At 71.7% G+C, this 11,849-nt stretch carries 12 protein-coding genes; 3 read left to right on the forward strand and 9 right to left on the reverse strand.

What is annotated here, in order from left to right:
• From JWP64_RS22415 to JWP64_RS22430, 4 genes are all read right to left on the reverse strand, one after another.
• On the reverse strand, positions 1-274 hold a 274-nt coding region (locus JWP64_RS22415), incomplete at its 3' end, for a sigma factor (protein WP_297500415.1).
• 562 nt (positions 275-836) lie between these two features.
• Complete coding sequence (locus JWP64_RS22420) at positions 837-1,433, reverse strand: response regulator transcription factor (RefSeq protein ID WP_037046231.1); 597 nt, start codon at positions 1,431-1,433, stop codon at positions 837-839.
• Positions 1,434-1,626: 193 nt separating this feature from the next.
• On the reverse strand, positions 1,627-2,634 hold the full coding sequence (locus tag JWP64_RS22425; protein WP_297500420.1) for a hypothetical protein: 1,008 nt from the start codon (positions 2,632-2,634) through the stop codon (positions 1,627-1,629).
• Between the two features lie 39 nt (positions 2,635-2,673).
• Positions 2,674-3,732 (reverse strand): MerR family transcriptional regulator, encoded by a 1,059-nt coding sequence (locus JWP64_RS22430; protein WP_297500423.1) that lies wholly within the window; start codon positions 3,730-3,732, stop codon positions 2,674-2,676.
• 209 nt (positions 3,733-3,941) lie between these two features.
• On the opposite strand from JWP64_RS22430, the gene JWP64_RS22435 reads away from it, so the two are divergent.
• Complete coding sequence (locus tag JWP64_RS22435) at positions 3,942-4,265, forward strand: WhiB family transcriptional regulator (protein ID WP_297500425.1); 324 nt, start codon at positions 3,942-3,944, stop codon at positions 4,263-4,265.
• A gap of 73 nt (positions 4,266-4,338) precedes the next feature.
• Here JWP64_RS22435 and groL read toward each other — a convergent pair whose 3' ends face one another.
• Positions 4,339-5,952 (reverse strand): chaperonin GroEL, encoded by a 1,614-nt coding sequence (gene groL / locus JWP64_RS22440; RefSeq protein WP_297500428.1) that lies wholly within the window; start codon positions 5,950-5,952, stop codon positions 4,339-4,341.
• A 125-nt stretch (positions 5,953-6,077) separates the two neighbouring features.
• On the reverse strand, positions 6,078-6,371 hold the full coding sequence (gene groES, locus JWP64_RS22445; RefSeq protein ID WP_297500502.1) for a co-chaperone GroES: 294 nt from the start codon (positions 6,369-6,371) through the stop codon (positions 6,078-6,080).
• 195 nt (positions 6,372-6,566) lie between these two features.
• Here groES and JWP64_RS22450 point away from each other — a divergent pair, with 195 nt between their 5' ends.
• Positions 6,567-7,493, forward strand: coding sequence for an aldo/keto reductase (locus tag JWP64_RS22450; RefSeq protein WP_297500431.1), 927 nt, complete (start codon positions 6,567-6,569; stop codon positions 7,491-7,493).
• Between the two features lie 72 nt (positions 7,494-7,565).
• Here JWP64_RS22450 and JWP64_RS22455 read toward each other — a convergent pair whose 3' ends face one another.
• Genes JWP64_RS22455 through JWP64_RS22465 form a run of 3 tightly spaced genes read right to left on the reverse strand, consistent with a single transcriptional unit; the run spans position 7,566 to position 11,037 of the window.
• Positions 7,566-9,101 carry a long-chain fatty acid--CoA ligase gene (locus JWP64_RS22455; protein WP_297500434.1) on the reverse strand — a complete coding sequence of 512 codons (1,536 nt, stop codon included), beginning with the start codon at positions 9,099-9,101 and terminating at the stop codon, positions 7,566-7,568.
• Between the two features lie 17 nt (positions 9,102-9,118).
• Positions 9,119-10,246: a DUF5938 domain-containing protein gene (locus tag JWP64_RS22460; protein WP_297500437.1), complete on the reverse strand. Its 1,128-nt coding sequence runs from the start codon at positions 10,244-10,246 to the stop codon at positions 9,119-9,121.
• On the reverse strand, positions 10,246-11,037 hold the full coding sequence (locus JWP64_RS22465) for an SDR family oxidoreductase (RefSeq protein ID WP_297500439.1): 792 nt from the start codon (positions 11,035-11,037) through the stop codon (positions 10,246-10,248). Before JWP64_RS22465 ends, JWP64_RS22460 begins: the two co-directional genes overlap by 1 nt.
• A 190-nt stretch (positions 11,038-11,227) precedes the next feature.
• Between JWP64_RS22465 and JWP64_RS22470 the strand changes: the two genes are divergently transcribed.
• Positions 11,228-11,848, forward strand: coding sequence for a TetR/AcrR family transcriptional regulator (locus tag JWP64_RS22470; protein ID WP_297500504.1), 621 nt, complete (start codon positions 11,228-11,230; stop codon positions 11,846-11,848).
• Position 11,849: the final 1 nt, after the last annotated feature.

An 11,849-nucleotide genomic window follows, 5' to 3' on the forward strand; every position in this document is an offset into this window, starting at 1 on the left:
CGTCGATCACCTTGTGCGACGCGATGCCGTACACGAACGCCAGGAACGGTCGCCCCTGGACGCGGTACCCGGGTAGGGCCGTCAGCACGGCCAGACACACCTCCTGCGCGACGTCGTCCGCCGAGACGGACGAGCGGTCCATCCGTCCGAGCCGGGCGCGGCAGTACCGCACGACCAGAGGCCGGATGGTGGCCAGTACACGTTCGACCGCTCTGCGGTCACCTGCCATCGCAAGTGCCACCAGCTCGTCGGGAACGTCTGTCGCTTCACTCATCGCGCAGAGTCGTCCAAGCGTTACGCAACATGTTGGTCATCATCCGTTCGTGAGGCCGACCACGCAGAGTGCCGAATCTGGCCATCAGCGCCGACCACCGTAGCGAAGGCGACGGGCGGGAGAGGACCCGCTCCTCCTCTGCGAAGACGCCGGGAGGCCTCGGGAGTTGCCTCCGACCGACCTCTGACCGCCCACGGGTCGCCGGGCGTCGGCGAACGGTCACGGAGACGGAATCACCGAAAAGAGACCTCAGGTCGACGTTCCGTGGCCGGATGGGCACGTGCGGTGGCGGGCACCCGGAGTGCGGACGATGTCCGTCGATCTCGTGTGCGGTCCACACACAGATACACGGTGCCGAACGCCGAAAGGCCGGCGCGGGGTGTCGCCACGGGGACACCCGGCTCCGGCCGGCGCGGCACGGGGCCGGTGCGGTGGCCACCCTCGGGTGGCCACGGCACCCCCTGACGTGTCGTGTGGTCGTGCTCCCGGACCCCCGTCCGGGTCGTGCGAGATGGCCGGGGACGGGCCCCGGCGCGACGGGCGCGCGGCCCGCCCGGGAGGACTAGGAGACCAGCCCGCGGCGGAAGCCGTGGGCGACGGCCTGGGCGCGGTCCCGCACACCGAGCTTGCGGAACAGCCGGCGCGCGTGCGTCTTGACCGTGTCCTCCGAGAGATAGAGCTCGCGGCCGATCTGGCCGTTGCTCTTGCCCTGGCTCATGCCGCGCAGCACCTGAAGCTCGCGCTCGGTGAGCTGCACGCCGGGGTCCGCCGGGGCCCGCGGGGTGGGTACGGCGGTGCTGGCGAGCGTGTGCGCGAGCGCGGCCACGAGCTCCGGGCGGGAGGCGTCCCACCGGAGGTAGCCGCGAGCACCCCCGGCGATGGCCGCGGCGATGCTGCCCGCGTCGTCCGGGGCGCCGAACACGATCACGTTGGCCTGCGGGTGCGCCGCGACCAGACGGCGCGTGGCCTCGACACCGGTGGGCACGGCACGCTGGGTGCCGACCAGGACCACGTCGACCGGCTGCCGGGAGAACCGGGCCAGCAACTCGTCCCCGTGGGCGACGCAGTCGATCCTGTGCACCCCCGGCACAGCGGACATCACTCGGGTAAGACCTTCGCGGACGCTGCGACGATCGTCGCAGATGAGTACCGTCGTCACGACGATTCCTTCCTGCAGCTTCCTGCAGCCGGGTGATGTGTCACCCTCCGCTTCGGCGGGTGACAGGCTCACCTTGACACGATCAGGGCGGGTTTGTGCCCTCCATTGGGGACCCTTGCGCCGAACGGCGCTCGTCATGTGGGTGACAAGGCTCCGAATGGAGTAATTACCGTACCGCGTTTCCCGGGATCATTCACACCACCTCCCTCATCAGCCTGCGCAGTTGCGGATCACTTCGGGTGAACATCACGCTCAGCGCGTGAGCGGCGGCGTGTCGTCGGCGTGCCGTGTCGCTCGCCGCACCGTTCACCGATCCTGGTGCCGTTCGGCCATGTCGCTCGTTTGTCCGGACCGCTGCCCCGGACGGGTTCTGCGGTTCCCGGCGCCCGACGGGCGGGTCGTCCGTGGCGGCGCCGGCGAGCCCCGCGGCGGCGAGCAGGGCGGCCCAGCGGAGCGGGACCAGGCCGAGCTCGCCGGCCTCCTCCGCGAGGGCGTCCAGCCGCGCGCTCCCGCCGCTCCCGGCGCTTCCCGTGCCCTCGGCGAGCCCGGCGCGGGCGGCCAGGATCCCGGCGACCTCGGCCACCAGCCGGGACTTCAGGAGATGCCGTGCGGAGCCCCACCGCCGGGCGCCGGCGACCGCGGCGGCCGCGGCCCGGACGGCCACGGCCGGATCTCCGCGCAGCAGGGCGAGCTCCGCCCGGACCCAGCCGGCCCGAATCGTCGGGCGCGGGGCCGCACAGTCCTCGAGGACGGCGTCCGCCCTGGTCAAGAGGGAGGTGGCCGCTCCGACGTCGGCCCGGCCCACGGCGTCGGCGGCGAGCCCGACCAGCCCGTCGACGAGCGCGGAGCGGGCGTCGATGCCGAGCTCCGTGGCGCCCGGGTCCGACCGACCCGCGGCCGTCGCGAGCCTGATCCCGAGGCCGTCGAACCGGGCCGCGGCGCCGTGCCCGCCGAGCTGACGCAGGTGCGACGCGCGGGTCACGGCGGCGAGGGCGGCGAGCGCCCGCGGTGTCCGCGGGTCCGCCGCCAGAGCCTCCAGGAGGGCTGCCGCACCGGCATAGCGTCCCTGCCCTCCGAGCGCCACGGCGGCCGTCCAGCGCACCGTCGGATCCGCCCGGCGCGGTGACACCACCGACACGCCGGGACAGGGACCGAACGCGGTGGACCACAGCTCGGAGTGCGCTATTTGGGTGGAGGCCATTCAGGTAGTTCTCGTTCTTTCGTCACCCACACGCCGCAGTTAGGGGCGGGCGGCCTGGGCCAGCTGGTCGGTGGCGTCGATCAGGGATTCCAGGTGGGTCACCCGCGCCGGGAGCTCGACGTTCGTCCAACCCGGTCCTGCCACAAACGAGCGGACCCTCGGTCGGGTGACGGGCAGGCCGCGAATCACCTCGGGTGACGAGGTGCTCCTACTCTGGGACCAGAGCACCAGCGCGACCGGCGCGGTCCGCCGGATCGCGGCCGCCAGGGCGTCGACCGGCAGGTCCGCGCCCAAGGACCGGCACGGGACCCCGCGTTCGGCCAGGACCGCGGCGAGCACCGCCAGCGGGAGGTGGTGTCGCTCACGCGGTACCGAGGCGAGCACGACCGGCCGGCCGTCGTGCGCCGGAGAGGCCTGCAGCGACCGGGCCGCGCAGACGGCGATCACGGCCTCGCTGACCAGGTGCTCGACCTCCACGCACGTCCCGGTGGACGCCCAGCGCTCGGCGATCCCGTTCAGCACCGGCCGGACGACCTCGTCCCAGGTCCGCTGCAGCCCGTCCGCCTCCACGGAGCCCAGGAGCAGCTCGCGGACCGTCCCGCTGTCCATCGTCAGGGCCGCCCGGCCGAGGCCGCGGGCCCTGCGTCCGGCCCCCGGCATCGACAGCATCCGGCCGCCGACCCGGACGCGCCCGCCCGGGTCCGCCTCGGGTCCCGCCAGGCTGCCGGGCCCCGGGCCGACGTCCGGGCGGGGGCCGCCGTCGGGCGCCGCTTCGCCGGCCGGGGCGCAGGCCGGCTCCGCGGCGGGTCGGGCCCTCGGGAGGGTCGCCGCGGACAGCGCGAACCGGGCGGCCTCCGCCGGGGACACCCCACGGACGAGGGCCTGCCGCATCAGCTCGAGGCGGGCCAGGTCCGCGCCGGAGTAGCGGCGGTGCTGGCCGGGGTGGTGCTCCCGCGGGCCGAGGCCGTAGCGGCGGTCCCAGGTCCGCAGCGTCGCCGGGGCGATGCCGAGCCGGCGTGCCGCGGCGGCGACGGTGAGCCGGGGATGTTCCGGTGCCGAGGTGTCTGGGCCGGCGATGTCGGGGTACGTCGGCGACACGGATGTCGTCGTCGCCTCCGGGTGCACGGCGCCATCGTCCGGGGCCGGGCTCGCCGCGGCAACTCCGGGTCGTGACGACGGCGGGTCGCACGCGACGCGCCGCCAGCCCGAAACTGGTCGTAAAGTATTCACGTGAACAACGTTTGGCCCGGTTGAGGCGGGGGAATCTCGCAGTGGAACACGAGAACCGATGCGCAGGGGTGATGACGGTGGCCGACGTTCGACGACTGCCCGGACCGGTCACGGAGGTCTGGGACTGGCAGATGCACGGAGCCTGCCGGGGGATGGACAGCGCCTTCTTCTTCCACCCCGAGGGCGAGCGCGGCCCCGCCCGGGCAAACCGCGAGGCCAGGGCGAAGAAGGTCTGCGGAAGCTGCCCCGTCATGGACCTCTGCCGCCGGCACGCCCTCGAGGTCCACGAGCCCTACGGCGTGTGGGGCGGACTCTCCGAGCACGAGCGGGACGACATCATCCGCGGCCGGGACCGGACCCTGAGGATCGGCAACGCCCCGGCGCCGCACGGCATGGCCTGAGCGAGCCCCACACACGACGAGAACGGGCGGGCGGCCACCTGGTCGCCCGCCCGTTCCGCGTGGTGCCGGGAGGTCAGTGACCGTGCCCGTGGCCGCCGGCGGCCGGAGCCGGGGCGTTCTCGGGCTTGTCCACGATCGCGCTCTCGGTGCTGAGCACCATGCGGGCGATGGACGCGGCGTTGACGACGGCCGACCGGGTCACCTTGACCGGGTCGATGACGCCGTCGGCCAGCAGGTCCGAGTACTCCAGGGTGGCGGCGTTGAACCCGCTGCCCCACGGCTGCCCGGAGACCTTCGCGGTGACGACCGCGCCCTCGAAACCACCGTTGGCGGCGATCCAGTAGAGCGGCGCGGACAGCGCGCGGCGGACGATCGCGACACCGGTCGCCTCGTCACCCTCGAGCTTGAGGTCCTCGAGCGCGGCGGCGGCGTGCACCAGGGCGGTACCGCCCCCGGGCACGATGCCCTCCTCGACCGCGGCCCGGGTCGCCGCGACGGCGTCCTCGATGCGGTGCTTGCGCTCCTTGAGGGCGGTCTCGGTGGCGGCGCCGGCCTTGATGACGGCGACGCCCCCGGAGAGCTTCGCGAGCCGCTCCTGCAGCTTCTCGCGGTCCCAGTCCGAGTCGCTGGCCTCGATCTCGTTCTTCAGCTGCGCGATGCGGGCCTCGACGGCCTCGGCCGAGCCGGCGCCCTCGATGATCGTGGTCGCGTCCTTGGTGACGACGACGCGCCGGGCGCGGCCCAGCAGGTCCAGCCCGGCCTCGGACAGCTTGAGCCCGACCTCCGGGTTGATGACCTGGCCGCCGGTGGCGGTCGCGAGGTCGTCCATGAAGGCCTTGCGGCGGTCGCCGAAGAACGGCGACTTGACCGCGGCGACCTTGACCGTCTTGCGGATCGAGTTCACGACCAGCGTGGACAGGGCCTCGCCCTCGACGTCCTCGGCCAGGATGAGCAGCGGCCGGCCCTCGCCGAGCACCTTCTCCAGGAGCGGGAGCATGTCCTGGATCGAGCTGATCTTGTCCCGGTGCAGCAGGATGTAGGCGTCCTCGAGGACGGCCTCCATGCTCTCCGGGTCGGTGACGAAGTACGGCGACAGGTAGCCCTTGTCGAACTGCAGGCCCTCGGTGATCTCCAGCTCGGTGGCGAGCGTGGAGCCCTCCTCGACCGTGATCACACCGTCCTTGCCGACGCTCTGGATGGCGTCGGAGATGAGCCGGCCGATCTCCTCCTCGCGGGAGGCGATGGTGCCGATCTGGGCGATGTGCTCGGCGCCGTTGACCGGGATGGCCTTCTCGAGCAGGAACTCGGAGACCCGGTCCGCGGCCGCGGAGATGCCCCGACCGAGCGCCAGCGGGTTCGCACCCGCGGCCACGTTGCGCAGGCCCTCGCGCACGAGCGCCTGGGCGAGCACGGTGGCGGTGGTGGTGCCGTCACCCGCGACGTCGTTGGTCTTCGTGGCGACGGTCTTCGCGAGTTGGGCGCCGAGGTTCTCGAACGGGTCCTCGAGGTCGATCTCGCGGGCGATCGTCACGCCGTCGTTGGTGACCGTCGGGCCGCCGAACTTCTTGTCGATGACGACGTGCCGGCCACGCGGGCCGAGCGTCACCTTGACGGCGTCCGCGAGCTGGTTGACCCCGCGCTCGAGCGCGCGCCGGGTGTCCTCGTCGAAGCTGATCTGCTTCGCCATCTGTGCCTCTCGATCTCAAGAGCTATCGGGCAGGAAAAGCCACCGCCCCGAGGCCCGTACGGTCGACGGACCACCGGGGCGGCGGCTGTTACGCGAAGGTAACGATCACGCAGGGGCGCGCAGCGTCAGTTGACGACCGCGAGCACGTCGCGCGCGGAGAGGATGAGGTACTCCTCGCCGTTGTACTTGATCTCGGTGCCGCCATACTTGGAGTAGATGACGACGTCACCGACGGCCACGTCGACCGGCACGCGGGTCCCGTTGTCGGTGACCCGGCCCGGGCCCACCGCGAGGACCTTGCCCTCCTGGGGCTTCTCCTTCGCGGTGTCCGGGATGACGATGCCGGAGGCCGTGGTGGTCTCCGCCTCGCTGGCCTGGACGACGATCTTGTCCTCGAGCGGCTTGATGTTCGCCACGATGACCTCCCCTTCCTGGGGTTTCGCTCACGCGTACTTCGCAGTACTGACCGGTGCTGTTCATCGACAGTGGATCGGGGCCCCGTCGTCGCGGGTGCCGGGGCGGCCCGACCCGTCTGTGCCGTTGGCACTCTACCCATGAGAGTGCCAGCACCTCAACGGGCACGCCACTCCACGTTCCGCCGTACCCTCGGGACCATGCCGATGATCGGAACTCTGGACGTCTCGCGCTTCTGCCTCGGCGCCAACGTGTTCGGCTGGACGGCCGACGCCGACGCCTCGTTCGAGGTGCTCGACGCCTACGTCGCCGCGGGCGGGAACTTCATCGACACCGCGGACTCGTACATGTGGCGCATACCCGGGAACTCGGGCGGCGAGTCCGAGACGATCATCGGGGACTGGATGGCCGCGCGCGGCAACCGGGACTCGATCGTGATCGCGACGAAGGTGGGCTCGCTGCCGCAGCGCGCGGGCCTGGGCGGGGAGAACATCGCGGCCGCGGCGGAGGACTCGCTGCGCCGGCTGCGCACGGACCGCATCGACCTCTACTACGCGCACAAGGACGACCCGGACACCGCGCAGGAGGAGACGCTCGACGCGTTCGACGCGCTGGTGAAGGCGGGCAAGGTCCGGGAGATCGCGGCGTCGAACTTCTCCGCCGAGCGGCTGCGCAACGCGCTGGAGATCTCGAAGCGGGACGGGCTGGCGTCCTACAGCGCCCTGCAGCCGCACTACAACCTGATGGAGCGCGAGGAGTTCGAGTCCGCGCTCGCGCCGTTGCTGCAGAGCGAGGGCCTGGCCGCGGTGCCGTACTACGCGCTGGCCAAGGGCTTCCTGACCGGGAAGTACCGGGACGGCGGCCCGGCCGTGGACAGCGTCCGCGCCGAGGGCGCCCGGGCCTACCTGACGGACACCGGCCGCGCGGTCCTGGCCGTGCTGGAGGAGATCTCGCTGGGCCACGAGGTGCCGATCGCGTCCGTGGCGCTGGCCTGGCTCGCGGCGCAGCCGACGGTCGCGGCCCCGATCGCGAGCGCCCGCACGAAGGAGCAGCTCGACGGCCTCCTCCCGATGCTCGACCTGAAGCTCACCGACGACGAGCTGCGCCTCCTCTCCCACGTCAGCTAGCCCTGTGCGCGGGAAACCTCGCTAGAGCGAGGTTTCCCGCGCACGACCGGGGACGAGCTGCGGAAACGCCGGTCAGCGGCCGAGGAGGTCCCGGCGGACGTCGGTCTTCAGGACCTTGCCCACGGTCGAGCGGGGCAGGTCCGGCCGGAACTCGACCTGTTTGGGCGCCTTCACGCTGCCGATCCGGGCCTTCACGAAGGCCGTCAGTTCGTCGGCGCCCACGGAGACGCCCGGCTGGAGCTGGACGACGGCGGTGACCCGCTCGCCCCACTTCTCGTCCGGCAGCCCGACGACGGCACAGTCCCGCACGGCCTCGTGGGCCATCAGGGCCTGCTCCACCTCGGCGGAGTAGACGTTGAAGCCGCCGGTGATGACCATGTCCTTGGCGCGGTCGACGATGAACAGGAAGCCCTGGCCGTCGAGGTAGCCGATGTCCCCGGTGTGGTGCCAGCCGTGCGCCGACACCTCCGCCGTCGCCTCCGGGTTCTTGTAGTACCCCGCCATGACGAGCGAGCTGCGGACGACGATCTCGCCCCGCTCGCCCGAGGGCAGCAGGGTGCCGTCCTCGCCCATGATCGCGACCGTGACGAGCGGCGCCGGCCGCCCCGCCGACGACAGCCGGTCCCGCGCCACGGACCCGTCGGCGTTCAGGTGGTCTCGGGGCGCCATCGTGGAGACCATCATCGGCGCCTCGGACTGCCCGAACAGCTGCGCCATCACCGGCCCGATCCGGGTGATCGCCTCCTCCAGCCGGGCCGCGGACATCGGCGCCGCGCCGTACCAGAAGCACTGCAGCGCGCTCAGGTCCGCGGCGTCGAGACCCTCGTGACCCAGCAGCATGTAGATCAGCGTCGGCGGCAGGAAGGTGTGCGTGACGCGGTGCCGTTCGGCGAGGGCGAGGAACTCCCCCAGGTCCGGCTCCGCCATCACGACGACCCGCCCGCCCAGCGCCATCACCGGGAAGCAGAGCACCCCGGCGGCGTGGGTGAGCGGGGCGAGCGCGAGGTAGACCGGGCGACCCTCGAACGGGTAGCTCATCAGCGTGATCGCCGACATCGTCTCGATGTTGCGGTCGGTCAGCATGACGCCCTTGGGACGCCCGGTGGTCCCGCCCGTCCCGACGAGCGCGACGACGTCGTCGACCGGCGCCGGTGCCTCGAACGGGTCCTCCGCCGCCTCGGCCAGCCAATGCTCGAAGGACGGCGCGCCGCCGGCGTCGGAATCCAGGCAGACCAGGACCGTCAACGCCGGCAGGTCCCCGGCGATCTCCTTCACCAGCGACGCGTAGGAGCCCTGGAAGATCAGCGCGGTGCAGTCGAAGAGGTCCAGGAGCTCCCGGTTCTCCGCGGCGCCGTTGCGCGGGTTGATCGGGCACCACACCGCGCCCGCCCGCGCGATCCCGAAGACGCAGGAGAACGCCGTGGGGTCGTTGGCGGACAGGATGCCGACCTTGTCCCCCGGCCGGACGCCCGAGCGCCGCAGCGCCCGGGCGACCGAGTGGCTCAGGTCCTGGACGTCGCCGTAGGACAGGGTGGCGTCTCCCAGCGTGAGACAGGGGGCGTCGCGGCCGAGTGACGCACCCTTGTCCAGGTAGTAGGTCAGCGACATGTCAGTCGTCGGCCGGGTCAGTCATGGATCGTGACGATCGGCTTGAGCACCAGCCCGAACTGGCGCAGCACGCCCAGCAGGTCGCGGTGCCCGAACGCCTGGCAGCCCGACGCGAACCCGACGCGCTTCGGCGGCTGCTGCAGCAGCGAGTACGCCGCGTAGGCCTGCAGCAGCCCGGTCTGCTTGTAGTTCTGGTTGCCGTGGATCGCCACGTGCGCGCGGCCCAGCGGACCGGACGCGTAGACGGAGTCGATCGAGGTGTTGATCCGCGGGTTCTCCCGGGGCGGCATGTCGGCCTGCAAGCCGGCGGCGATGTCTGCCAGCGCGGCCTCCTGCGCGGCCGGCTCGAGGGGCTTGATCTGCTCCTCGAACATGCCCGTGGTGGCGACGACGCCGTCCATGACCGCGCGGTCGAACACGCCGCCCGTGGCGGTCACGTTCGCGACGCGGGGGTCGTCCTTGAACCACACGGGATGCGCCATGCCGCCCCACGGGACGGTGAGCGCGGTTCCGTGCGAGCCGGGGACGACGCACTCCCGGGTCGCCTTGTGGTCCCAGGCCACGTACTGGTTCTCCACCAGGTGGTACCAGTCCGCCTTGAGGATGGTGAAGATCGTCTGGGTGGAGGCGAAGGTGGGGTAGCCCTTCCACAGCACGAGGATGTCCAGCGTGTCCAGGCCCGGGGTCTCCAGCGCGATGTTCGCGGCGATCTCGCTCGTCGTGTACATCTGCGCGATGCCCGGGGAGAGCAGCAGCCCCTTCTCGGCGAACGCCTCGCCCCAGGTGTTCTTCGCGTGCAGCGTCCAGTCCTGCTCGCCCGTGGTGTCGGTGTAGTGGCAGCCGGCGGCGAGCGCGGCCTCGACGGCCTCCGGTCCGTACTTGATGAACGGTCCGACGGTGTTGCAGACGACCGACGCGCCCTCGAAGAGACTGGTCAGCGAGGCCACGTCGTGGCTGACCTCGACGACGTCGTGCTCCACGGTGTCCAGGCCGGGGATCTTGTCCAGGGCGGCCTGGACCTTCTTCGCGTCGCGGCCGGCGGCGATGAACGGGACGTTGAACTCGCGCAGGTACTCGCAGATCAGACGTCCGGTGTAGCCGGAGACGCCGTAGACGACGACCGGCTTGCTGGTGGGCTCGGGCATCACATTCCCATTCCGCCGTCGACGGGCAGGCCTGCACCGTTGACGAACCTGGAGGCGTCGGAGGCGAGGAAGACCACGACGTCCGCCATGTCCTCGACCGCACCGAGGCGACCCGACGGGGTGAGCTCGACGACCGCACCGACGGCGGCCTCGGGGCTCTCGAAGAGGCCGAGCCCTGCCGTCTCGACCGCGAGCTTCATGCCCATGTCCGTCGGCACGAGGCCCGGGTAGATGCAGTTGACGCGGACGCCGTAGCCGAGCTTCCCGGACTCCGCCGCGGCGACGCGGGTGAGCCGGTCGACCGCGGACTTGGTCGCGGAGTAGCCGGAGATGCCGGGGAACGCGATGGTGGCCGCGACGGACGAGACGTTGATGACGGTGCCGCCGTTGCCGACCGCACCGCCGGGCCGCATCGCGCGGAATGCGTGCTTGATGCCCAGGGTCGTACCGAGCACGTTCACCTCGAGCATGCGGCGGACGTCGTCCGGCTCCGCGTCGACGATCAGCTGGGTGACCTCGACGCCCGCGTTGTTGATCAGGATGTCCAGCCCGCCGAGCTCCGCGACGGTGCGTGCGACCGCGGTCTCCCACTGCACGTCATCTGTGATGTCGAGCTCCACGAACCCGGCCCCGGGGATCCCGGCGGCAGTCTGCTCCCCGACGTCCTTGAGGACGTCGGCGATCATGACCGTCGCCCCGGCCGCGGCCAGCGCGGTGGCCATCGCGGCTCCCAGACCGCGGGCGCCCCCCGTGACGAGCGCCCTCCGCCCCGTCAGATCGAACCCACTCATGCAGCTTCCTCCCTGGTAGACACGCCTCTGTGCCGGCATCGGTGATGCCCGGCACAACCTAGGGAAGATCTTTGACGACTGTCAAGATTTTCTTGGACAGTCGTCCAAAGTCGAGTCAGGACAAGAGGTCTGGGCTACCCTGACCCGGATCACCACCCCGACCGTGCTCCCCGACCGAGAGGCGGACACCGTGACCAAGCCCGCCGAACGGATCTCCCGCCGCCAGGTCGACAAGTTCGAGGAGCGCCGTAAGCAGCTCGCGGACGCGGCGCTGCAGACGCTCTCCGAGCTGGGCTACGCGCGGACGAGCCTGCGGGAGATCGCGCAGAACTCCGACTTCAGCCACGGGGTCCTGCACTACTACTTCCGGGACAAGGTCGAGCTGATCACCTACTGCGTCCGGCAGTACAAGGCGCACTGCGTGCTGCGCTACGACGGGATCGTCGCCGACGCCGAGGACCCGGACGCCCTCGCCCTGGACTTCGCGGACGGGCTCGCCGCGACCCTGCAGGAGGAGGCGTTGCTGCACCGCCTCTGGTACGACCTGCGCTCGCAGTCCCTGTTCGAGGAGTCGTTCCGGGCGGACGTCGCGGACATCGACGAGAGCCTCGAGCGGATGATCTGGCGGATCGTCAGCCGCTACGCGGAGCTCTCCGGGAACGCCCCGACCTGCAGCTCCGCGATGGCCTACGCGACCTTCGACGGCCTGTTCCAGCAGGCCCTGCTCCGGCACCTCGCGGGCTCGGCGATCGCCCTGGACGACCTGCGCGCGGGGGCGCGGCACCTGCTGAGCCACGTCGTCTGCGCCTGAG

Source organism: Pseudonocardia sp. (genome assembly GCF_025465255.1).
In the GTDB taxonomy this organism is placed as follows: domain Bacteria; phylum Actinomycetota; class Actinomycetes; order Mycobacteriales; family Pseudonocardiaceae; genus Pseudonocardia.

Coding starts and splice junctions, on each gene's coding strand:
- JWP64_RS22450 (WP_297500431.1), top strand. CDS start 6,567: ATGCCGATGATCGGAACTCTGGACGTCTCGCGCTTCTGCCTCGGCGCC.
- JWP64_RS22460 (WP_297500437.1), bottom strand. CDS start 10,246: ATGCCCGAGCCCACCAGCAAGCCGGTCGTCGTCTACGGCGTCTCCGGC.
- JWP64_RS22465 (WP_297500439.1), bottom strand. CDS start 11,037: ATGAGTGGGTTCGATCTGACGGGGCGGAGGGCGCTCGTCACGGGGGGC.
- groL (WP_297500428.1), bottom strand. CDS start 5,952: ATGGCGAAGCAGATCAGCTTCGACGAGGACACCCGGCGCGCGCTCGAG.
- JWP64_RS22425 (WP_297500420.1), bottom strand. CDS start 2,634: ATGGCCTCCACCCAAATAGCGCACTCCGAGCTGTGGTCCACCGCGTTC.
- JWP64_RS22455 (WP_297500434.1), bottom strand. CDS start 9,101: ATGTCGCTGACCTACTACCTGGACAAGGGTGCGTCACTCGGCCGCGAC.